The 20,586-nt window shown below is 72.2% G+C and carries 22 protein-coding genes and 1 tRNA gene; 11 read left to right on the forward strand and 12 right to left on the reverse strand.

Annotated features, from left to right (window positions below; translation table 11 throughout):
• Nucleotides 1-21: 21 nt before the first annotated feature.
• Entirely contained in the window at nt 22-1,413 is a 1,392-nt protein-coding gene (locus tag HNR20_RS08275) for a cobyrinic acid a,c-diamide synthase CobB (RefSeq protein ID WP_184177874.1), read from the reverse strand.
• A 195-nt stretch (nt 1,414-1,608) separates the two neighbouring features.
• On the opposite strand from HNR20_RS08275, the gene HNR20_RS08280 reads away from it, so the two are divergent.
• Both HNR20_RS08280 and HNR20_RS08285 read left to right on the forward strand, forming a co-directional pair.
• Nucleotides 1,609-2,430, forward strand: a complete 822-nt coding sequence (locus HNR20_RS08280) for an SURF1 family cytochrome oxidase biogenesis protein (protein WP_184177876.1) — start codon at nt 1,609-1,611, stop codon at nt 2,428-2,430.
• A gap of 102 nt (nt 2,431-2,532) precedes the next feature.
• Nucleotides 2,533-3,240 carry a hypothetical protein gene (locus tag HNR20_RS08285; RefSeq protein WP_184177878.1) on the forward strand — a complete coding sequence of 236 codons (708 nt, stop codon included), beginning with the start codon at nt 2,533-2,535 and terminating at the stop codon, nt 3,238-3,240.
• Between the two features lie 18 nt (nt 3,241-3,258).
• Here HNR20_RS08285 and HNR20_RS08290 read toward each other — a convergent pair whose 3' ends face one another.
• The 5 genes from HNR20_RS08290 to HNR20_RS08310 all read right to left on the reverse strand — a co-directional run bounded on the left by HNR20_RS08290 (nt 3,259) and on the right by HNR20_RS08310 (nt 8,462).
• Nucleotides 3,259-4,851, reverse strand: coding sequence for an ATP-dependent DNA ligase (locus tag HNR20_RS08290; protein ID WP_184177880.1), 1,593 nt, complete (start codon nt 4,849-4,851; stop codon nt 3,259-3,261).
• An 84-nt stretch (nt 4,852-4,935) separates the two neighbouring features.
• On the reverse strand, nt 4,936-5,142 hold the full coding sequence (locus HNR20_RS08295; RefSeq protein ID WP_030333429.1) for a hypothetical protein: 207 nt from the start codon (nt 5,140-5,142) through the stop codon (nt 4,936-4,938).
• A gap of 77 nt (nt 5,143-5,219) precedes the next feature.
• Nucleotides 5,220-6,563 (reverse strand): dipeptidase, encoded by a 1,344-nt coding sequence (locus HNR20_RS08300; RefSeq protein ID WP_184188174.1) that lies wholly within the window; start codon nt 6,561-6,563, stop codon nt 5,220-5,222.
• A gap of 36 nt (nt 6,564-6,599) precedes the next feature.
• On the reverse strand, nt 6,600-7,745 hold the full coding sequence (locus tag HNR20_RS08305; RefSeq protein ID WP_184177882.1) for a M48 family metallopeptidase: 1,146 nt from the start codon (nt 7,743-7,745) through the stop codon (nt 6,600-6,602).
• Nucleotides 7,746-7,847: 102 nt separating this feature from the next.
• Entirely contained in the window at nt 7,848-8,462 is a 615-nt protein-coding gene (locus tag HNR20_RS08310; RefSeq protein ID WP_184188177.1) for a uridine kinase family protein, read from the reverse strand.
• A 432-nt stretch (nt 8,463-8,894) separates the two neighbouring features.
• On the opposite strand from HNR20_RS08310, the gene HNR20_RS08315 reads away from it, so the two are divergent.
• Nucleotides 8,895-9,296, forward strand: coding sequence for a rhodanese-like domain-containing protein (locus HNR20_RS08315; RefSeq protein ID WP_030488216.1), 402 nt, complete (start codon nt 8,895-8,897; stop codon nt 9,294-9,296).
• 67 nt (nt 9,297-9,363) lie between these two features.
• Here HNR20_RS08315 and HNR20_RS08320 read toward each other — a convergent pair whose 3' ends face one another.
• The 3 genes from HNR20_RS08320 to HNR20_RS08330 form a co-directional block, all read right to left on the reverse strand.
• Nucleotides 9,364-10,908 (reverse strand): cobyric acid synthase, encoded by a 1,545-nt coding sequence (locus HNR20_RS08320; protein WP_184177884.1) that lies wholly within the window; start codon nt 10,906-10,908, stop codon nt 9,364-9,366.
• The gene (locus HNR20_RS08325; RefSeq protein WP_184177886.1) at nt 10,905-11,954 is read right to left on the reverse strand and encodes a cobalamin biosynthesis protein; all 1,050 of its coding nucleotides are present in this window, start codon (nt 11,952-11,954) and stop codon (nt 10,905-10,907) included. The genes HNR20_RS08320 and HNR20_RS08325 overlap by 4 nt, the downstream gene beginning before the upstream one ends.
• A 271-nt stretch (nt 11,955-12,225) precedes the next feature.
• Nucleotides 12,226-13,035 carry a single-stranded DNA-binding protein gene (locus HNR20_RS08330; RefSeq protein WP_184177888.1) on the reverse strand — a complete coding sequence of 270 codons (810 nt, stop codon included), beginning with the start codon at nt 13,033-13,035 and terminating at the stop codon, nt 12,226-12,228.
• 304 nt (nt 13,036-13,339) lie between these two features.
• Between HNR20_RS08330 and HNR20_RS08335 the strand changes: the two genes are divergently transcribed.
• Complete coding sequence (locus HNR20_RS08335; RefSeq protein ID WP_229687063.1) at nt 13,340-13,780, forward strand: HPF/RaiA family ribosome-associated protein; 441 nt, start codon at nt 13,340-13,342, stop codon at nt 13,778-13,780.
• Between the two features lie 153 nt (nt 13,781-13,933).
• Nucleotides 13,934-14,944: an alpha/beta hydrolase gene (locus HNR20_RS08340; RefSeq protein ID WP_184177890.1), complete on the forward strand. Its 1,011-nt coding sequence runs from the start codon at nt 13,934-13,936 to the stop codon at nt 14,942-14,944.
• A 19-nt stretch (nt 14,945-14,963) separates the two neighbouring features.
• Here the strand turns inward: HNR20_RS08340 and HNR20_RS08345 are convergent, their stop codons facing one another.
• Complete coding sequence (locus tag HNR20_RS08345; RefSeq protein ID WP_184177892.1) at nt 14,964-15,671, reverse strand: hypothetical protein; 708 nt, start codon at nt 15,669-15,671, stop codon at nt 14,964-14,966.
• A 160-nt stretch (nt 15,672-15,831) separates the two neighbouring features.
• Here HNR20_RS08345 and HNR20_RS08350 point away from each other — a divergent pair.
• Nucleotides 15,832-15,904 (forward strand) — tRNA-Arg (locus HNR20_RS08350).
• Nucleotides 15,905-15,920: 16 nt separating this feature from the next.
• On the opposite strand, the gene HNR20_RS08355 is transcribed toward HNR20_RS08350, so the two are convergent.
• Nucleotides 15,921-16,331 carry a PPOX class F420-dependent oxidoreductase gene (locus HNR20_RS08355; RefSeq protein WP_184177894.1) on the reverse strand — a complete coding sequence of 137 codons (411 nt, stop codon included), beginning with the start codon at nt 16,329-16,331 and terminating at the stop codon, nt 15,921-15,923.
• A gap of 118 nt (nt 16,332-16,449) precedes the next feature.
• Between HNR20_RS08355 and HNR20_RS08360 the strand changes: the two genes are divergently transcribed.
• The 5 genes from HNR20_RS08360 (at nt 16,450) to HNR20_RS08380 (ending at nt 19,606) form a co-directional block, all read left to right on the forward strand.
• On the forward strand, nt 16,450-16,830 hold the full coding sequence (locus HNR20_RS08360; protein ID WP_229687106.1) for a VOC family protein: 381 nt from the start codon (nt 16,450-16,452) through the stop codon (nt 16,828-16,830).
• 248 nt (nt 16,831-17,078) lie between these two features.
• Nucleotides 17,079-17,501: a DUF3592 domain-containing protein gene (locus HNR20_RS08365; RefSeq protein ID WP_184177898.1), complete on the forward strand. Its 423-nt coding sequence runs from the start codon at nt 17,079-17,081 to the stop codon at nt 17,499-17,501.
• A 76-nt stretch (nt 17,502-17,577) separates the two neighbouring features.
• Nucleotides 17,578-17,922, forward strand: coding sequence for a hypothetical protein (locus HNR20_RS08370; protein WP_184177900.1), 345 nt, complete (start codon nt 17,578-17,580; stop codon nt 17,920-17,922).
• Between the two features lie 137 nt (nt 17,923-18,059).
• The gene (locus HNR20_RS08375) at nt 18,060-18,557 is read left to right on the forward strand and encodes a SigE family RNA polymerase sigma factor (RefSeq protein ID WP_184177902.1); all 498 of its coding nucleotides are present in this window, start codon (nt 18,060-18,062) and stop codon (nt 18,555-18,557) included.
• The gene (locus tag HNR20_RS08380) at nt 18,557-19,606 is read left to right on the forward strand and encodes a hypothetical protein (protein WP_184177904.1); all 1,050 of its coding nucleotides are present in this window, start codon (nt 18,557-18,559) and stop codon (nt 19,604-19,606) included. Before HNR20_RS08375 ends, HNR20_RS08380 begins: the two co-directional genes overlap by 1 nt.
• A gap of 81 nt (nt 19,607-19,687) precedes the next feature.
• On the opposite strand, the gene HNR20_RS08385 is transcribed toward HNR20_RS08380, so the two are convergent.
• Complete coding sequence (locus tag HNR20_RS08385; protein ID WP_184177905.1) at nt 19,688-20,575, reverse strand: discoidin domain-containing protein; 888 nt, start codon at nt 20,573-20,575, stop codon at nt 19,688-19,690.
• Nucleotides 20,576-20,586 lie beyond the last annotated feature (11 nt).

Genomic DNA, 20,586 nt, shown 5'->3' on the forward strand with positions numbered 1-20,586 from the left:
GGTGACGCAGCGCCGGGCCGATCACACCGACACCTCGCCGGGCTCTGCGGGCACCACCTCGGCCGCCGCCGCGGCGACCAACCGGGCCGCCGTGGCCGGATGACCGGCCCAGTACAGGGTGAGCTGCGAGGCGTGCACGTTGCGCCAGACGAAGCCCTCCGGCGCGCCACCATCCCAGCTCCACGCCGGGCGCTGACCGGCTCGGGGGGTGAGCACCGCACGGTGCGCCTTGTGGCCGACCAGCACCGTGCCCTGGGCGGCGACCACACTGTCGGTCTGAGCGGTCGCCTCCCGGTAGCCGGCCACCAGGCCGTCCCGGCTGACACCGACCGCGTCCAGGACACCGCACATCGGCAGCCCATCCAGCTCCCGGGCCAGCCAGAGCAGCCCCGCACCCTCGGCGATCACAGGACGCCCGGTCCGCGCCAACTCGGCCACCGCGATGCACAGCCGCCGATTGGCAGACAACTGCTCGGCGTACGCCTCGGGCAGCGCGCCCCCGACGACCAGCGCGCGGGTGCCGACCGGCAGCGCCTCGTCACGCAGTGGATCGACGGTGACGACCTCGGCGCCGGCCGCCCGCAGCAACTCGGCGGTCTCCGGGTGGCTGAAGCTGCCACCCGGTCCACCGGCCAGTGCCACCAGCGGCCGGTCCGCCGGGACGATGAACGCGCCGAGGGCCTCCTCGGGAGACCAGGCCGGGGCTGGCAGCGGTGGGGCCGAGCGGGCCAGCCCGAGCAGCCGTTCCAGGTCGACCGTGGCGGCGACGGCCTCGCCCAGCCGACGTACCGCTCGGACGGCGTCGGCGGACCCGTCGACCACCGGCGCCACACCGTGCCGCCGTGACGGCAGCACCGCCGGCAGGTCGTGGCGACGCAGCGCGCCGTAGACCGGCACACCCACGTCGTCCAACGCCTCGCGCAGCATGGCCTCGTGCCGGGAGGACGCCACCCGGTTGAGGATCACCCCACCGAGCCACAACTGCTCGTCGTACGAGCGGAAACCGTGCACCAGGGCCGCCACCGACTGACCCATCGCAGCCACGTCGACGACGAGCACCACCGGGCTGCGCAGCGCGGCGGCGGCGGCCGCCGTGGACTCCTGCTCGGGGCGGCCGCCGACCGAGTCGTACAGGCCCATGCTGCCCTGCACCACGGCGAGCCCGGCACCGGCGGCGCCGTGCGCCACCAGCGGGGCGAGCCGGTCGACGCCGACCAGCCGGGGATCGATCGCCCGACCGGGCCGACCGGAGGCGAGGCCGAGGTACGCGGCGTCGACGTGGTCCGGCCCGAGCTTGAACCCGGCGACGTCGACCCCCCGCTCGGCCAGGGCGGCGAGCAGCCCGATCGCCAGCGCGTTCTTCCCGTGCCCGGAGGACGGCGCGCTGAGCACCAGGCGCGGCACGACGGTCATCATCGACTCCTCGCGAGCGGCGGCGGGTACGCGACGGGGACGACCGGGGCCGATCCGTCGGCGTGACGATACCTGTCCGGCTGGAGACGCGAGCACCGCCAACCGGGGCCGGCGGCGCGGCCGGTGGCGCGGTTCTGGCGCGGTCCCGGCCCGGTCCAGGTCAGTGGCGCCGGTCATACGGGTAGCCTCGGTGCCGTGTACCGGTTCCTGCTGAGCCCACGTTGGCTGGGCGCCCTCGCGCTGACCCTGGTTGCCGCCGCCGTCATGGTGTTCCTCGGCAACTGGCAGCTGGACCGCTACCGGGGGCGTACCGAGGTCAACGAACGGATCGACGCGGGCCAGCGGATGCCCCCGGCGCCGCTGGCCGACGCGCTGCGCGCTCCCACCGGTGGCGCGGGGACGACGGGCCCGGCCCCCGCCGAGGACAAGGTCTGGACCCGGGTCACCGTCACCGGCCGGTACGACCCGACGAACACCGTGCTGGTCCGTGGCCGGACGGTGGACAGCCGGGTCGGCTTCGAGGTGCTCACCCCGCTGGTGCTTCCCGACGGCACAGCGCTGCTGGTGGACCGCGGCTGGATCCCGCCGGCAGCGGGTGGGGCGACCGCCCAGCCTGCCGTGCCGGCAGCGCCCACCGGCGACGTGACGGTGGTCGGTCGGGTGCACGAGACCGAGAGCGGCGCCGGCGCGGTGGCGCGGCGCGAGGGGCGGCTGGAGATCCGGCGAATCGGGGTGTCGCGGCTCGCCGGCGAGCTGCCCTACCCGGTCTACGGCGCCTACATCCTGCTGGACGAGCAGACCCCGTCGGCCGACCCGTTGTTCAAGGCGGTACCGGTCGGGCACGCCAACAACTGGCAGAACTTCGGCTACGTCGTGCAGTGGTGGCTCTTCGCGGTGATGTCCCTGTTCGGCTACGGCTGGGTGGCCCGCCGAGAGGCCCGTCGCGCCGCCGGTATCGGCGTCAACCCGGCTCCACTGGACCGGGCGGCCGAGCCGACGCCGAGCGCGTCCGCCTGACCGAGGCGCCGGCCCGGGTCCCAATCGGACACTCGGGGGCATGCGGGACGACAGGGCAGCCGGTAGTCTCCGCCGCGTGTCGATCTCGCGTTGGAGGTCTCGGTGAGTTCGGATCCAACCGCCCCGCTGCCGGAGCCGGTGACCCAGCCGCAACCGCCGATCGACCCGTGGACCGCCCAGTCGTCCTCCGCGCCGCTGCCGCCGACGACGCCGTTCCCGACCCTGCCGCCGCAGGCCACTACGCCACCGACCCCACGGCCACCGGCACCGTTCTCGGCACCACCGGCACCACCGTTCTCGGCACCACCGGCACCACCGTTCTCGGCACCACCCGCGCCGCCGTTCTCCGGCCCGCCCGGGCCGCATTCACCGCCGCCCGGCGGGGCGTGGCCGGCACTCGGGCCGTACCCGCCGTCCCCGGTGTCGGCGCACCCGGCATCGCCCGGTTTCGCCGGGCCGGAGGTGGTCGCGGTGCAGATCGCCGAGATCACGGTGAGCCCGCCGGTCATCCGCACGCCCGCCGGGGTGCTGCCGTTGGCCGGGGCCACCTGGCATGTGGCCGACTACTGGCAACGCGAGGAGAAGGTGGCGACCTGGGCCCTGGTCTGCGCGATCGTCGGCTTCTTCTGCCTGGCCTTCTTCAGCCTGCTCTTCCTGCTGGTCAAGGAGACCCGGCACCACGGCACCGTGCAGGTGACGGTCACCCACGGCTATCAGCAGTACGTGGCCCGGATCCCGGTCAGTGACCAGGGCCAGGTGCAGCACATCAACAACCAGGTCAACTACGCCCGGTCGTTGTCCGGCCGGTGACCGGGGCTGGCGTCGCCGTCAGCCGGTGACGCGGCCGGCGTGGATGGCACGGACGGCGTCGATCGTGTCCGCCTCGGCGGCGGACTTGTCGTCGCGATACCGCACCACCCGGGCGAAACGCAGCGCCATCCCCCCGGGATAGCGCGAGCTGGTCTGCACCCCGTCGAAGGCGATCTCCACCACCTGTTCGGGGCGAACCCGGACCACCCAGTCGCCGCGCTCCACGGCGAGGTCGAGGAATCGTTCGGTCTGCCAGCGCAGCAACTCGTCGGTGAGGCCCTTGAACGTCTTGCCGAGCATGACGAAGTCGCCGGTGTGCGGGTCGCGCGCACCCAGGTGCAGGTTGGACAACCAGCCCTTCCGTCGGCCACTGCCCCACTCGACGGCGAGCACGACCAGGTCGAGGGTGTGCCGGGGTTTGACCTTGACCCAGGCGGCACCGCGCCGGCCGGCGTCGTAGGGGGCGTCCGGTGCCTTGACCACCACGCCCTCCTGCCCGGCGTCGAGCGCGGCGGCGAACGCGGCGGCGGCCTGCTCCGGGCCGTCGACCTCCATCCGCCCGACCAGCAGCGACGAGTCCACCGCACCGCCCAGGGCGGCCCACCGCTCCCGGCCGGGCAGGTCGATCAGGTCCTGGCCGTCGAGGTGCAGCAGGTCGAAGAAGTACGGAGTGAGCACGGTCGCGCCGGTGCTGGCCGCCGCGGCGAGCACCGCCGGGGCGACAGGTGTGCGCCCGGTGGTGCTGGGGGTGGTGCGTCGGGCGGCCCGGCTCGAGGTCTGCTGGAACGGCAGCGGCCGGCCCGTCGCGTCCAGGCCGATCGCCTCGCCGTCGAGCACCAACTCCCGGCCCGGCAGGGCACGGACCGCGGCGACCACCTCGGGCACCCGGGCGGTGATCTCGTCGAGGCTGCGGGTGAAGACGGCGATGTCGGTGCCGGAGCGGTGCACCTGGATGCGGATGCCGTCGAGCTTCACGTCGACCACCGCCGGCACGCCGGTCGCGGCGAGGGCCTCGTCGACTGAGGGGGCGCTCTGCGCGAGCATCGGCGCCAGCGGCCGGCCGATCTGCAGGCCGAACCCGGCCAACTCGGCGGCCCCACCGGCCAACGCGGCCACCGCCACGGTCCGCAGGTCACCGGAGAGCAGCAGGGCCCGGCGGACCACCGCCACCGGCACCTCGGCCGCCCGGGCCACCGCGTCGGCGAGGAGCCCGGCCTGGGCACCCTGACGCAACTCACCGCCGAACAGGGCGGTGAGCAGGCGCTGCTCGTCGGCCGTCGCCGCCGCGTAGAGGGCGCCGAGCAACGCCCGACGCCGACCCTGCGAGCCCGTGCCACGCACTGCGGAGATCTGCTCGATGGCCGCGTCGACGGCGGCCACGGTCAACGTGGGCTCGGCGGCCGGTGGCGGCAGGTCACGAAGGCTGGCGTAGCCGACCCCGGTCTGCCGTTGGCGCAGCTCACCGGCGAGATAGCCGGCGCCGGGCTCGACCTCGCCCGGGTCGAGTCGGCGCAGCGCATCAGCGAGCAGCTCCACCTTGGCCCGTCGGCCACTGGTGGCGGTGACGGCGGCGGAGGTGGCCGCCAGGTCGAGGAAACGCACGTCGCTCATCCTGCCAGTCACCTCCGACACCGCCCGGGCATTGCCGTGCCCGGGCGGTGTCGGTGGGTGCCGCCCGCTCACGCGGACGACGGGTCAGGCGGAGACGGGCTCCTCGATGCGCAGCCCCCGGGCGCGGACCTCGCCCGCGACCCGGGAGAGCACCGAGTCGAGGGCGACCAGGGCAGCGGAGAGCTCACCAAGTTGTTCGTTGAGCGTGTCCTCGGACCACGCGGAGACGTCGACGTCTCCCAGTGCGCTGACAGCGGCCCCCAACCGGGCCATCACCTCGTTCGTACTCATGTTCGAAAGGCTATAACAGCCGGCCGTCCGACACGCCGTAAACTCCCAGATCAGACCCAAAGTTGCCGTTCCGACACCTAACTGCCCGCTGCCGCCACATTGCGCAGCAGCAGCGCCTCGGCGAGGCAGACGCGGGCGAACTCTCCCAGGTGCAGACTCTCGTTCGGGCCGTGCGCCCGGGCGTGCGGGTCCTCCACCCCGGTCACCAGGATCGCCGCCTTCGGGAACATCTCCTGGAAGGTAGCGATGAACGGAATCGAGCCGCCGACACCGATGTCGACCGGGTCCGTGCCGTCCCACGCGGTACGGAAGGCCGAACGGGCGGCATCGAACATCGGCCCGGACGCGTCGATCACGCACGGGTCGCCATCGTGCTCGAAACTGACCGTCACCTGGGCGCCCCACGGCGCGTGCTGCTCCAGGTGCGCGCGCACCGCCGCGTACGCCCGCTTGGGGTCGTCGCCCGGGGCGAGACGGATGCTGAGCTTTGCCTTCGCGGCCGGGACCAGGGCGTTCGGCGCCTCACCGGTGGCCGGGGCGTCGATGCCGAGGACCGCCAGCGCGGGCTTCGTCCAGAGCCGGTCGGTGATCCGGCCGGTGCCGATGAACTGCACGCCCTCGGCCAGCCCGGACTCGGCCCGGACCCGGTCCTCCGGGTAGTCGACAGTGGCGCCCTCCCGGCCGACCAGCCCGTCCACGGCCACGTCACCGGCATCGTCGTGCAGCGTCGCCAGCAGCCGGACCAGCGCGGTGAGCGCATCCGGCACGGCACCGCCGAACATGCCGCTGTGCACCGCGTGGTCCAGGGTGCGGACCTCGACGAAGCAGTTGACGATGCCCCGCAGCGAGGTGGTCAGCGCCGGTACGCCGATGTCCCAGTTGCCGGAGTCGGCGATCACGATGACGTCGGAGGCGATCTCGTCGCGGTGGTCGACCAGCAGTTGCTCCAGCGAATCGGAGCCGTACTCCTCCTCGCCCTCGATGAAGAGGACCACGCCGACCGGCAGCGCGTCGCCGTACGCGCGCAGCGCCGCGACGTGCGCCATGATGCCGGCCTTGTCGTCGGCGGCGCCCCGGGCGTAGAGCCGGCCGTCGCGCTCCACCGGCTCGAACGGGTCGGACTCCCAGAGCGACCGGTCGCCGACCGGCTGGACGTCGTGGTGGGCGTAGAGCAGCACGGTGGGCGCACCGGGCGGGGCTGCCCGACGGCCGATCACCGCCGGCTGCCCGCCGGAACGCACGATGTCGACGTCGAGGCCACAGCCGCGCAGCAGCTCGGCGACCGCCTCGGCGGAGCGTTCCACGTGCGAGTGGTCGAAGCCCTCGAAGGCGATGCCGGGGATACGGACGAGGCGCTCCAGGTCGGCGCGTACGCCGGGCATCTCCCGCTCGACGGCGGCCCGCACCTCGGACTCGGACATGATCGGTGAGGTCATGACCGGCATCGTATGCCGGCCTTACCGGGGCGTGCTGGCGGAGCCCGTACCGTCACCGCCTCCCGCGGTGCCCGCGCCCGCGGTCGCACCAGGCGCGGCCCGGCCGGCACGGTGCGCGCGACCGGCGGCCTCGGTGGCGGCATCCATCCAGGAACGGGCCCGACCGGCGGTGCCGCCCACCCACTCGCCGACGTCGCTCGCGCCGTCGCCGAGCCGGCGCAGCAAGCCGACCAGCGGGTCAGTGGACCGGCTGAACTCCTCCCGGTACGACTCGGCAGCCGCCTTGATCTCCTCCGAGACGCTGGTCGAGCTGTCGTCGTCGCGGCGCGGATAGTCCCCGGCCAGCACCCGCCCGTACGCGCCGGAGTCGATCCACTGGCGCAGTTGGGCCGCCCGCGCCACCGGCACCGGGTGGGTGCTCCACGCGGTCATCCGGATCTTGTGGAGGCTGTCGCGCAGGTCCCCACCACCGGCGTACTCGGCGGCCTGCTCCAGGAACGCGGTGGTGTCGATCTGGGACAGGTCGCCGCCGCCGGCGAGCTTCATCAGCAGCCGCAGCGCGGCGGCGGGGTCCTGACCGGCGAGCAGACCGGCCCGGTCGGCGGAGAGCTCCGCCTTGCGCCACCACTCCAGCATCGCCGCGATGATGGCCCGCAGGGCGATCGCGCCGACCGGCAACCAGCTCAAATTGGCCGCCCACCGGGTGAGGATCATGAGCATGGTCTTGTAGACCGCGTGCCCGCTGCCCACGTGCCCCAGCTCGTGGCCGAGCAGGCAGCGCAGCTCGTCCTCGTCGAGGTGCTGCACGCAGGCCGAGTTCAGCACGATGAACGGCCGGTCCAGACCGACCGCCTCGGCACCCAGCCAGGGCGACTGGGTCACGTACAGCTCGGGCAGCTCGGCCACGTCCAGCACCGCCGCTGCCTCGGTGTAGCGCTGCCACACCGCCGGATACTGCCGATGGTCCACCCGGATGCCGGAAGCCAGCACGGACAGTCGGAAGCCGCGCTCGTTCCACATGCCGAAGAACGCCCGCACCACGTCGTCGAACCCGCGCAGCTCCCGCAACGCGACCAGGGCACCCCGGTCGGCCGGATGCTCCCAGGCCCGCGAACTGATGCCGGTGAGGGTGATCCGGCGTCGCGCGGGCGTGTCCGTTGCCGACATGATGAGTCCCCCGTTCGCTGCGGCCTGGGCCATCTCGCTTCGGCCTTCTCGCACGTGCTTCTCGCATCGTGCCGTAGCCGGTGACGGACGTCCATGCCCCACTCAGCGGATGCGCACGTAGTACCGGTCCGTGTCGTGCGGCAGTGTCGGCGCCCCGTCCACCAGCAGGTCCGCGCGGGACGCGGTGTCGTCGGCGGCGAAATGCGCCCGCTCGCCGGCGTGCCAGCGACGCAACTCGGGCAGGATCTCCGGCCCGTCCCGCGCCACCGCACGGGCCAGCCGCAACGACGCGGGCGCGGTGACGAACACGGCCAGGGTCAGCTCCGGCCGGACGACGGCACGGGCGGCGCTGACCCCCTCCAACACCAGCACCGGCGCCACCGGCACCGGGACCGGCCGGGACAGGAAGCGTTGCCGCACCCAGCTGTAACGCCGGTAGGCACCGGGCTTCCCTTCCCGCAACGGGGCAAGCACCCACTCGTCGAGCCGGGGCCAGAAGGTGACCTGATCGTCCCAACCGTCGAGCAGGTCGTCGGTGTGCACCACCGGCGGCCGGCCACCCGACCGCACCGCCAGGGCATCCGCGAGACGCGCGGCGAACCGGCTCTTACCCGCGCCGCTCGGCCCGTCGACCGCCACCAGCCGGGTCCGCCCCAACCGCGCCGGGCCCGCGAGCACCCGACGAGCCAATTCGGCGTACGCCTCGACGACCGCCACGGGAAGCCCGCCCGACCGCCCCTCGACGCCTCCGCCGTCCCCGGCCTCGCGGCTTACTGCCGGCCGGCCAGGGTCGGGGGTCAGCGCAGCCTCCCCGGCCTCGCGGCTTACTGCCCGCCAGCCGGGGTCGGGGGTCAGCGCAGCCTCGCGTGGCACATGGCTGAAGTATGCCGCCGCCACCACAGGTCAGGGTGATCGACTCCAGATCCCCGATGTGGCGGTATCCCGATGGCCGGACACCGCCACATCGGCGAAGCGGAGTGGATCACGTGGATCAGCGACCAGTGTGGGCCGGATTGACCCGTCCGGCTGACCACCCTGACCAGGCATCGTCACGTCCGGGGGAATTGGGGCGGCGACGGGTGACGCGCGGCCCGTTCGCCGCCCGGGGTGCTACCGAATCGGCATGATCGGGTGGTGCTCCGAGACGTGATGAGCCCCGGTATCGACGCCCTGCTCGAACAGGCCCGCGCCGGGCTGCACCGACTAACTCCGCAGCAGACCGTCGAGGCGGTCCGCGGCGGCGCGCTGCTGGTCGACACCCGTACCGAACCGCAGCGCCGCGAACAGGGCGACCTGCCGGGGGCGGTCGTCATCGACCGGACCGTGCTGGAGTGGCGGCTCGATCCGGCCAGCGCGTGGCGGATCCCGGAGGCCACCGGCTACGACCGGGAGATCGTGCTGGTGTGCCGGCAGGGCTACAGCTCCAGCTTGGCGGCCGCCAGCCTGCAGACCCTCGGGCTGCGTCGGGCCACCGACATGATCGGCGGCGTCGATGCCTGGCTGGCCGCTGGACTCCCCACCACCGACCGCCCCGCCGACATCCGCCCGTAATTCCCCACCGCCCAGGCCGATCACCCGCGCCTGAATCCCCACCGCCCGGCCGCCCGGCGCGGTGGGGCTACTGGGACGGTGGAGGGCCGGGTGGGATGAACGGGAGGCCGGGCGGTGGGCCGGTTTCGATGAGCCGCCAGAGGGCGTCGGTGTCCAGGTGTTCCTCGACGAGGTCGCCGAGCAGGTCGAGCGAGCGTTCCCGGGCGGCGGCGAAGCTGGTTGCCGGTGCGACCCGGAAACCGGTACGGCCGGCCAGGCGAGCCGCTTCGGTGAGGAACCACCGGCGGAACTCGTCGGACTCGAATGCCCCGTGCCAGTGCGTGCCGTGCACCGCGCCGAGCACGGCTCCCTCGCCGGCACCGTCGTCGCTGGTCAGTAGCGGGGTCAGGGTGGGGTCGGCCTGCGAGACGTACCCGTGGTGGATCTCGTAGCCGCGCACCGGAAGGTCGCCGTGGGCGGTGCCCACCGACTGCCGGACGGTCTTGCGGGGATCGAAGGTGATTTCGATGGGCAGCAGGCCAAGCCCTGGCACGCTGCCCCGTCGACTCTCCACCGTGTCGTGGATGGCGCGGCCGAGCATCTGGAAGCCGCCGCAGAGGCCGAGCAACGGTTTGCCGGCCGCAACGTGTGCGGCCACCGCGTCGGCGAGACCGGTTTCGCGTAGCCAGGCGAGGTCGGCGACGGTGGACTTGGAGCCGGGCAGGACGACCAGGTCGGCGGCGGCCAGCTCGGCCGGTTCGATGGTGAGGCGTACGCGGACGCCCGGCTCGGTGGCCAGCGCCTCGACGTCGGTGGCGTTGCTGATCCGGGGTAGGCGGACGACGGCCACGTCCAACCACTCGGTGCCGTACGGGGACGCGGGCCGGCCGAGCACGCGGCCGTAGGCGAGTGAATCCTCCGCGTCGAGCCACAGGTCCAGTGCCCAGGGCAGCACTCCGTACGTGGGGCGACCGGTGACGTGACGCAGCATGTCCAGCCCCGGCTGGAGCAGCCCGAGATCGCCGCGGAACTTGTTGATCACGAAGCCGGCGATCAGCGCCTGGTCGGCCGGGTCCAGCAGGGCCACGGTGCCGAACATCGAGGCGAAGACACCACCCCGGTCGATGTCACCGACCACGATGGTGGGCAGGTTGGCGTGCCGGGCCAGCCCCATGTTGACGTAGTCGCCGGCCCGCAGGTTGATTTCCGCAGGGCTGCCGGCACCCTCACAGATCACCACGTCGTACGTGTCGCGCAGTTCGGCGAGCGCCGCGTACGCGGTCTCAGCGAGTCGGGGACGCAGGTGCCGAAAGGTGCCGGCGGTGATCGTGTCGACCGCCTCGCCGAGAAGCACCACCTGACTGGCCAGGTCGCTGCCCGGCTTGAGCAGCACCGGGTTGAATCGTAGGTCGGGTGCGAGCCCACAGGCCGCGGCCTGCATGGCCTGGGCCCGCCCGATCTCGCCGCCGCGCCCGTCCGACCCGACGACAACCGCCGAGTTGTTCGACATGTTCTGCGCCTTGTACGGCGCCACCTTCACACCTTGGCGGTGCAGCCAGCGGCAGATGCCGGCGGTGAGCACGCTCTTGCCGGCGTCGGAGGTTGTGCCCGCGACCAGCAGCCCGCCGCTCATCGCCTGCTCCCCCGCCCCGCTCCGACAGCTCTGCCCGTCCTGACCAGCCCACTCGGGCCCGCGACGGCACCGAGACAGCGGCGGCTCACGGCTCCGACCAGGCGGCCGAGGGTCACCGGGTACGCGGCGGCCAGGCCAACCGCGGCCAGCCCGACCGCGCCGGAGATCCGGGCGGCCCGCTTCAGGTGGCGCGCCTCCGGGCGGGGGCCGTCGCCGAGGAACGGCCGCACCTCGGAGCGCCCGAAGTAGACGTTGCGGCCACCGAGGCGGACGCCGAGCGCACCGGCCATCGCCGCCTCGCACTGGCCGGCGTTGGGGCTCGGGTGGTCATTGCGGTCACGCCGCCACACCTGCCAGGCCCGCTGCCGATCCCCGTTGGCGACCGGTGCCACGGCGATGGTGAGCAGCCCGGTCAGCCGGGACGGCACCAGGTTGAGGACGTCGTCCAGGCGCGCGGCCGGGGTGCCGAACCGCGCGTAGCGCGTCGACCGGTGCCCGACCATCGCGTCGAGGGTGTTCGCGGCGCGGTAGCCCAGCAGCCCGGGTAGGCCGGCGACCGCGCCCCAGACCAGCGGGGCCACGACGGCGTCGGAAGTGTTCTCCGCGACCGACTCGACGGTGGCGCGGGCCAGCTCCGACTCGCCCAGCGTCGAGGGGTCCCGTCCGCAGAGGTGGCCGAGGCGACGCCGGGCGGCAGGCAGGTCACCGTCACGCAGCGTCCGCCCCATGACGGTGGCTTCGTGGCGCAGTGTCCGGCCGCCGAGCACGGTCCACGTGCCGACGGCGACCAGCGCCGCCCGGGTCACCGGCCGGTGCCGGGTAGCCGTCGCGGCGACCGCCCCGAGCAGCACCGGCCCGCCCACGGCCAGCGCGGTGAATGCCGCGCCCGCCGTCCGGTCCGGCCGGTAGAGGCGGCGCTCCAGCGCACTCGCGGCCTGCCCGAAGCCGGCCACCGGGTGCAACCGGCGTGGATCTCCGAGCAGCCTGTCCAGCGCGTACCCGGCAAGCAGCCCCACCGCATTCGCCACCGGCGCTGTCCGTCGCACCCGCACCACCTCCGGCCGGCCAGCCTAGACGAGCACCCCGTGAACCAGCCCGGCCCACGGTGTTCCAGCGATCAACGCCTCGGGGACGGCCGCGACCGCCGCCCGCCTTCTCCAGCCGGGTCTCCGCCGTCACCTGGGGTGACGACGCTGGTCGCGTCGCCACCCCACCCCCGTCGTGCCGTGTGGTGTCGTGCCGCCGAAGCACCCGCGACATGCGCGGGACCTCAGGCAGCTCGGTCACCGCCCGACCTGCGATGGTCGAACCGAACGGTCACGCCGGTTGTGGAACCCGGCCCCGGCCCCGCCGCCCCCGACCGGACGGCACAGGCTCCGGCCGACCCTCGTCCGGCACGGGCCCCAACTCGTCGTCCAGGTCCGCGTCGGTGTTGTCGTCGAGGTCTTCCGCAGTTGGAAGGGCCAGCTCGTCGGCTTGCTCGGTTGGAATGGCCAGCTCGTCGTCGAGGCCCGGCGGGAGGTTGCCCGGCCCGATCAACCCGCCGTTCGGGGTGCCATCGCCGTCTCCCGGGCCGTCGACGAACGGGCCGTCGACGAACGGGCTCGTTCGCAGCGCCGCGTAGTCGGGCAGCTCGAAGTCGTCGTCCAGCGGGCGGTCGTCGGGGAGTACGGGCGCGTGCCCGGCCGGCACCGGCTCGGTGGGCTCGCCGTGCACCCGACTCTCGGCTTCCGCGTCCTCCACGGCGCTGGTCGTCATGGTCGGCCGGTTGCGCAGGAACCGGGCCCGGCCCCGGGACAGGTCGTGACCGACGGCGACCGCCTCCAGCTCGTAGAGCGTGCGGTGGTTGCCGGCGTCGTCGGTCCAGTCGCGGGTGTAGAGCCGGCCGCACACCACCACCGGATCGCCGACCATCACCGAGGCCGCCACGCCTTCGGCGAGCTTTCGCCAGCAGTTGACGCGGACGCGGAGCGAGTTGCCGTCGACCCACCGGCCGCTGTCCCGGTCGAGCCGGCGGGCGGTCGAGGCGACCTTGAAGTTGGCCACCAGGGTGTTGCTCTGGGTGGTACGCCGCCACTCGGGCGTTGTCAGCACATTGCCGACAATTGTTACGTAGGTGTCGAACATCGTCCCTCCAGGGGGATCGGGGCCTGCCAGCGCGAGTCGACTCGACACCGAGCCTGTGCGTTGAGCGCGACCACCGCCAGCGCCCCACCCCCGACCTGTGGACGACGAACCCACCTGTGGACAACGCCCTGATCACGCCCTGATGTGGTACGGCGAACCACCCGGCTGGGCGTCGGCGGTTTCCGGGGCCAACCAATCTGGGTATGCACTTGATCTACGCACCACCGACAGCTCCACGTCGACGAGAGGTCAGCGCCATGATGATCACCAGAATCGGCTCCGCGAACGCTTCCGGGGCGCGGCGATGAGCGCCGTGGCGAACCCGGCCACCGTCGCTGAGTGCCTGCGGGTGGGCGCCGGGTTCTCGCAGGGCGACCGCAACTGGATCGCCGAGCAGTTCGTCACCCTCGACGCCCGGTTGGCCAGCTTCCACGCCGACGCCACCGAGCTAGAGGTGTCGGTCAAGGACCGGGAGGCCCGGGGCCAGAAGGTCACCCTGGAGTGCTGGATCGCCGGCCGGCAGAAGATCGTCACGACCTCTGCGGAGGAGGACCTGCACGCCGCGCTCAACGACGTCCGCGACGACCTGCGTCGCCGACTCAACGACGCCAAGACCCGCCAGGAGCCGCGCCACAACAAGCACCTGCGCGACCTCCCACAGCCCCAAAACGAGCAAAACCCAACCAACGGCGAGGACCCCCTCCCCGCCGCCGACCCCACCCGGGCAGACGCAGAAACGGCATAACCCACGCCCCGTCCCCGCGATCTTGCACTTTCGGACCGCGAAACGCGGCTATCGCCCGTTATGCCGCGACAGCAAGTGCAAGATCGCGGGACGGACGGGGTGGGTCAGAGCAGGGGCTACCGTTGGGTAGGTTGGCGGCGTAGCGTCGCGTTCGTGGAACCGGACGTGTTGGGACCGCCGTACGAGCGGCAGACGATCGACCTGGGCACCGATGACGAAGGGCCTGTCGTCGCGACCCTGGTCCGGCGTCGGGCCGAGCGCCCCACCGGGCGGGCCGTTCTCTACGTGCACGGCTTCGTCGACTACTTCTTCCAGACCCACCTGGCCGACTTCTACGTCGAGCGTGGCTGGGACTTCTACGCACTCGACCTGCGCAAATACGGTCGCAGCCTGCTCCCCGGCCAGACGCCGAACTTCTGCCGCGACATCAGCGACTACTTCCCCGAGCTGGACGCCGCTGCCGAGATCATCCGCTCCGACGACGGACACGACACCCTGCTGGCGATGGGCCACTCCACCGGCGGCCTGATCCTCTCGCTCTGGGCGGACGCCCGCCGCGACACCGGCACCATCGACGGCCTGGTGCTCAACAGCCCGTTCTTCGACCTCAACGCCCCCTGGGCGGTGCGCCGACCCCTCGCGGCCGCCGCGTCCCGGCTGGGCCGCAGGGCGCCGCACCGCATCCTGCCGTTCGGGCTGGGCACGGTGTACGGCGAGAGCATCCACACCGACCACCGCGGCGAGTGGACCTATGACCTGGCGTGGAAGCCGCTGGCCGGGTTCCCGGTCCGGGCCGGCTGGCTGAACGCGATCCGCACCGGTCAACGCCGGCTACGCGCTGGTCTGGACATCCAGGTGCCGGTGCTGCTGGCCTGCTCGACCCGCTCCTACCGGGGCACCAAATGGCACGACAACGCGACTCTGGCCGACGCCGTGCTGGACGTCGAGCACATGGTCCGGTACGCGCCTCGCCTCGGCCGCCACGTCACCCTGGCCCGCTTCGACGGTGGGATGCACGACCTCGTGCTCTCCGGCCCCGCCGTACGACGGAAGGTCTTCGACGAGGTCGGTCGCTGGGCCGAAGCGTTCCTCGCCGCCGGTCCCACCGCCCCGGCCGACGCGGCTACCGTCGACGCGGCAGGTGCGGCGACGCCCGGCGGCTGACCGGTGAGCGGGTAGGGGCTCAGACGTCGCCAGGCGTTGCCGGAAGGACGGCACGGATCCGGTCGAAAGTCGCCACCGGATGACCGCCGACGCCGGGTAGCACCAGGCCCAGGCAGTACAGCGACACCTCCCCGGCGGTGTCAGCCTGGACGACGAAGACCGGCGCGCCGACGTACCCCGGCGGCAGTTCCGTCGTGATCCGCACGTCGTCCCCGTCACGGACCACCCGCTCGATCGCCACCTCCAGCGGGCGCGACCCGTCTTCGCGTACCCCATGGGCCAGCACGAAAGCTGAATCGGCGTCGGCGCCGAGGCGGGCGACCACCTCGGGCCCGGCGGCGATCCCCGCGGGCACCGGCTGGACGCGCCACCGCCAGCCGCCGTCGCCGGCATACCGGTGCAGGCCTGCGGTCGGCAGCACCGCGACCCCGTCGCCCGGGAAGCGGGCCCAGCCGGGCACGATCTCGGTCGCGGAGACGGCAGCCGGCGCGACCCCGGCCGGTTCGGTGACGCTCGCCCGCAAGCCCAGCTCACCACCCGCCGCGCCGACCAGGTTGGCCGCCGTCAGCAGCGACTCCCCCACCGGGTCGTCCCCGCCCTGAAAGAAGAACGCGGTGCCGTGAACCTGCTCATCGTCGACCGACGACCGGTACGGCAGGATGGCACGACCGACGATCTGGCACAGCTCGTAGGCGACATCGTTCTCGGCGTCGGGATCCAGCAGCACCAGCCAAAGGTACGGTCCGTGGCCGGGGCGGTCCGTGGGAACCCAGATGCTCGGCGCGCGGTCGCCGTGAGACCCTGCTCGGCAACGTGGACGCGGGCACCCTTTTCGCCGCCGGGCAGCAGGACGGCGGTACCCTCTGGGCGCAACATGCACGCCACACGCGCCCGTAGCTCAGCGGATAGAGCAGGGGACTTCTAATCCCAAGGCCGCAGGTTCGAATCCTGCCGGGCGCACCCATCTCACCGCAGGTCAGCGGGCTGCGCTACCGAGAACCCGGTCGGGAGTCAACCGAACCACCACCCGTACGACGTCCGCTGGCAACTGCCGGTACTCCTCGCCCGCGCCCGGGCCCTCGTACTTCTCGGCCAGCTGAGCCGCCACCGTCCGGCCGATGTCCTCGGTCACGCTGACCCGGCCGCGTACCTCGATGTACTGCCCGGCGTCGTTCCGGTCGACTACGGTCAGGCTCGCCCGCGGTTCGCGCCGCAGGTTCTTCTCCTTGCGTCGGCCGGACTCCGTCGAGATCAGCACGTCGTCGCCGTCCCGAATGACCCACACCACCGAGGTCTGCGGACCACCATCCGGGTTGACGGTGGCGAGCACCGCAGGGTTCGGGCCGTCTACGAGTACCCGGGCGTTGTCACTGAGCGTCGCGGTCATCGTGCGAGGGTAGCGGGGGCGCATCAGGTCGGATCGGGCCTTGCCATGCCGTTCTTCGTTACTCACCACCGGCGCGCCTCACGTGGAGTCAGTGCGCTGATAGCGTCGGGCGGTGTCGATGTTCCGCAGTCCTCAGGTGATCCTGTTCAGCGAGGACGTCTCCCGCGCCGCCGAGTTCTACGTCGGTCTCGGCTTCACCGAGACCTTCCGGGTGCCGGTCGAGGGCGAGCCGATCCACATCGATCTCGTGCTCGACGGCTACAAGATCGGCATCGCCTCGGTGGCCTCCACCCGCGATGATCACGGGCTCGACCCCGTACCTCAGGGCCAGCGGGCCGCGGTGATCCTCTGGACCGACGACACCGCCGGCGCGTACGCCGAACTCACGGCGAACGGCGCTCCCGCCCTGGCCGCACCACACCGATGGCTCGATCGCCTGCTGATCGCCTGGACGGCCGATCCGGACGGCAATCCGATCCAGATCGTCCAGCAGCAATAACGACCTCACGGGTGGCGGCGGCGGGGCATACGTGAGATCGATAGGGCTTCGCACAGCCAACTACCGTGGGCGAGAACAACCTGCCTACGGGAGGTGCCGTGGTCAAGCGCTACCGACGTCGCTCGCGAGCGACGGCACCTTGGAGCACCGGGCAGCCAGTTGACCCGGTGGGGCGGAAACTTCGCAGTCGATGGCGTCCCGGCTACTGGCTCCGACACCCCGCCTTTGGCCTCGCCGCCGGCGTACTGATGGCAGGTGTCCTCGTGGCCTGCGGCTTCGGCAACTTGAATCACCGCAACGACATGGTGGAGCGCGGCGAACGGGCGACCGGGGCGGTGCTCGAACAGCACGGCCGGCAGTCGTTGGTGTCGGTCCACTTCACCACTCGAAGCGGTGCGGAGGTCACCACCTGGGTCGGCCACTCGATCTGGGACGCGCCGAGCGTCGGGGAGGAGATCGACGTGATCTACGATCGGGCCGACCCGATCGGAAGTGCCTACGTGGCGGGTGACGAACCGGGTTTGCTGTCCCCAATCCTCTTTCTGGGTGGCGGCCCGGTGCTGGCGCTGGCGTACGCGTGGTGGCTGCGGCGAAGCTGGAATCGACTGCGCAGCGGGGCGGAGTCGTGGCGCGGCCGCCACCCGGTACCCCGGCTCGGCGCAGCACGGTAGCCGCGCCGGAGAGGGCTCACGGAGACAGGTGACGCTACGCTCCGCCCGAAACGCGAGCTGACGGCGTGGAGGAAGCGTGGGGTACGAGCTGCACATCACCCGAGCCGCGGAGTACTACGACAGCGAAGAGCACCCGATCGCTCTGGACGAATGGTTTTCCTACGCGGAGAACACTCCGGCGCTCACGGTGGGCGGATGGATCTGGTGGGGCGAGGATCGCCACCCCTTCTACGTGTACACCTGCGCCGATGGAAGCGTTGTCTCGATGACCTGGTTCGAAGGCGCCATCGACGTCAAGGGGCATTTCGGCGGCGACGCCTACCGGGAGTTTGGCAGCTTCGCCGAGGACCTGCGGGCCGACCTTCAGGGCGACGACGGCGAGCGATACACGGCGAGCGGTGTCCTTCCCCCCGACAACTAGAAGAGGACTCCGCCGCCCGCCGAGGCGCTGGGGTAGTCGCTTCCGGCGCATCCGCAGACGACCACACCTCGTCAGGCTCAGCGAGAAAAGCCCGCCGGGTGTCTACAGGTTGGCCGACCTACGACGTTAATTAGGGCGTGACGTTCGAGGAGTACGCGTTCGCTCGCACTTCGGCGCTGGTGCGGCTCGCCCGACTGCTGACCGATGACGAGCACCGAGCCGAGGACCTGGTTCAGGATGTTCTGGCCAGGGCGTACGCCCGCTGGGGGCGTATTTCCCGGACGGATCGGCCGGACGCGTACGTCCGTCGGATGCTCGTCAATGCCCACAACTCGTGGTGGCGTCGGCGCAGCAGCCGGGAGATCTCCGTCGCGGCGGTGATCGATTGGGCAGGCGCCGAGGACGAGGCCAGCGTGGTCGCCGAGCGCGATGCGCTGTGGCGGCTCGTCTGCGATCTGCCGGCGCGTCAGCGCACGGTGATCGTTCTTCGCTACTACGAGGATCTTGACGACACGATGATCGCCGAGATCCTCGGCTGTTCGTCCGGCACAGTTCGCACACACGCGAGGCGTGCCCTGGCGGCGCTGCGCAAGCGGCAGGAAGCACCGACCCCCGCACGGGCAGGAGAGTACTGATGTTCAGCGACCTCGATCAGCAGCTCGCCGCAACACTCAAGCAGCGCGCGGGTGGTGACGTCGACCCGGCACCGATCGTGGCACACGCCCGTGATCACGGTCGCCGGCTTCGACGGCGTCGCCGCGGTCTGATCGCGGGGGGCATGGCAGCAGCGTGCGCCGCCCTCACCGTGGCGGTCTTGGCGGTCCCGCCCGGACGGACCCCCGATGACGCGGTCGTGCCAGCCGCGGCGTTCCGGCTGCCGGAAGCGTCGGGGCAGCCCGGCGCCATCGCACGCCCCGAGGATGTCGGTGCCGATCCTGGCGTGGTGCACTTCTCGGCCGACGCGTTGGTCAGCGGTGCCGACTCGGCGACGTGGCGCGCCGGGCGCGGCATCGAGAGCGTCGAGTTTCGGGGCCCGACCGGCCAGGCCCGTTTCGCGTTGGCGCGCAGCGAGGCATCGCTGGACGGGCTGCAACAGACCTTGTCCTCCGCGGGACGACCGCAGCCACCGACCGCGGTGCTGGTCGGAGGCCGCCCGGGGGCAGCCTGGTTCGATCCGTCCGGGGACCAGAAACTGTGGTTCGTCCGCTGGCAACCCGCTGACGGCCTCTGGGCCCAACTGGACTCGTACGCGGCCACCCGCGACGACGCGATTGGCGTGGCGGGCCGGGTCCGGTTCGACGATGCCCAGCGCTGCGTCGTGCCGTTCCGCCTGGAGTCTCTGCCGCCCGGCGGGCGGCTGCTCGAATGCTCGGTCACGCTCGGCGATTCGGAGCGTCGTCCCTTCATCGATGGCTCACTCGTCGTGGGTGACGGGTCGGGTCGCTGGTTGACGGTTCGGGCGCAACTCGTCACGAACGGTTACGAAGCCCGGTCCGGGGATCTCGTCGCGGGCGACTACCGGGCACGCCGCCAGGGAAGCGACGTGCTGGAGATGGTGGTCGAACCATGCGTCGTCGAGGCGTTCCTCAAGGGGTGGGGCAACGGTTACGCCGAGTCGGACGGCCTGGTGGTGCTCGGCGGGTACCGGCCGGCCCGCGACTTCGGCCGCCCTGACACGTGGTGACACCGGCAGCAGCCGACAAGGCACCGCGTCCGGACCGAGAGATGATCTCGGCCCGGACGCGGTGTATAGCGATGACCTCCGTCAGGAGGCGTACGCCTCGAGTTCCACCACCCGCGAGTAGCCGGCGGTCTCGTTGCTGGCCAGCGTGACGACCCGGAACGCGGTCGCGGTGACCGGCGTGAAGGTCGAGCTGACCAGGCCGGCGACGTTGCCGCGTACCTGGGCGACGGTCTGCCAGTCCTCGCCGACCCGCACCTGGACGTCCCAGTCGCGCAGGCCGTACCTGGCGGCCGGGTACTTGGTGGAGTCGAGCGTGTAGACGTCGACCCGGCCGATCTTCTCGGGCTGGTCGAACGTCACCTGGAGCCAGTCGGGGAAGGAACCCTTGTTCGCGTCGTTCCAGCCGGTCGTGGTTGCCCAGTGGTTCGAGTCGCGGTCGCCGTCCACCGCACCACACGCCGGGTAGGTGGGCAGGTTCTCCGAGGATGCCGTCACCGGCACGTACCTGGCGAGGTTGCCGGTGGTGTCGACCGGTCCGGGCGCGACCTCCACCGGCACCGACAGCCGACGCTCACCGGACCGGACGGTGATCGTGTATTTGCCGGGGGCGGTGCCCCGGGGCGCGGTCACCGTGATCGGCACCTTGAGCGTGTAGCCGGCGGGCAGGTAGCTGGAGACCAGGTTCCTGGACAGCGTCAGCGGCGCCTTCACCTCAAGGAACGCGTCGGCGTAGACGTCCGAGCGCCCGGTGTTGCCGAACTGGAGCTGGAAACCCTGGTTCGCGCAGGGAATCGGGTTGACCTGCACCAGGCTGACGTCGGAGGCGAGGCTCAACCGGGTCGGGGCGGGTCGGCCGGCGACCGCGGGGGCCGTGCCGCCGATCGCCACCAGGGCGATGACGGCACCGGCGACAGCGGCCTTTCGGCCGCGGGACAGGCCGACGAGCCGGCGCCAGAGAGTACGTGTCATGGCTTTACCCC

The organism is Micromonospora parathelypteridis, from assembly GCF_014201145.1.
GTDB lineage: Bacteria > Actinomycetota > Actinomycetes > Mycobacteriales > Micromonosporaceae > Micromonospora > Micromonospora parathelypteridis.

Coding starts and splice junctions, on each gene's coding strand:
- HNR20_RS08320 (WP_184177884.1), bottom strand. CDS start 10,908: ATGAGCGGCGGGCTGCTGGTCGCGGGCACAACCTCCGACGCCGGCAAG.
- HNR20_RS08365 (WP_184177898.1), top strand. CDS start 17,079: ATGGCAGGTGTCCTCGTGGCCTGCGGCTTCGGCAACTTGAATCACCGC.
- HNR20_RS08290 (WP_184177880.1), bottom strand. CDS start 4,851: ATGAGCGACGTGCGTTTCCTCGACCTGGCGGCCACCTCCGCCGCCGTC.
- HNR20_RS08305 (WP_184177882.1), bottom strand. CDS start 7,745: ATGTCGGCAACGGACACGCCCGCGCGACGCCGGATCACCCTCACCGGC.
- HNR20_RS08385 (WP_184177905.1), bottom strand. CDS start 20,575: ATGACACGTACTCTCTGGCGCCGGCTCGTCGGCCTGTCCCGCGGCCGA.
- HNR20_RS08335 (WP_229687063.1), top strand. CDS start 13,340: ATGAGCGCCGTGGCGAACCCGGCCACCGTCGCTGAGTGCCTGCGGGTG.
- HNR20_RS08300 (WP_184188174.1), bottom strand. CDS start 6,563: ATGTCCGAGTCCGAGGTGCGGGCCGCCGTCGAGCGGGAGATGCCCGGC.
- HNR20_RS08355 (WP_184177894.1), bottom strand. CDS start 16,331: ATGACCGCGACGCTCAGTGACAACGCCCGGGTACTCGTAGACGGCCCG.
- HNR20_RS08360 (WP_229687106.1), top strand. CDS start 16,450: ATGTTCCGCAGTCCTCAGGTGATCCTGTTCAGCGAGGACGTCTCCCGC.
- HNR20_RS08315 (WP_030488216.1), top strand. CDS start 8,895: ATGAGCCCCGGTATCGACGCCCTGCTCGAACAGGCCCGCGCCGGGCTG.
- HNR20_RS08380 (WP_184177904.1), top strand. CDS start 18,557: ATGTTCAGCGACCTCGATCAGCAGCTCGCCGCAACACTCAAGCAGCGC.
- HNR20_RS08330 (WP_184177888.1), bottom strand. CDS start 13,035: ATGTTCGACACCTACGTAACAATTGTCGGCAATGTGCTGACAACGCCC.
- HNR20_RS08275 (WP_184177874.1), bottom strand. CDS start 1,413: ATGACCGTCGTGCCGCGCCTGGTGCTCAGCGCGCCGTCCTCCGGGCAC.
- HNR20_RS08295 (WP_030333429.1), bottom strand. CDS start 5,142: ATGAGTACGAACGAGGTGATGGCCCGGTTGGGGGCCGCTGTCAGCGCA.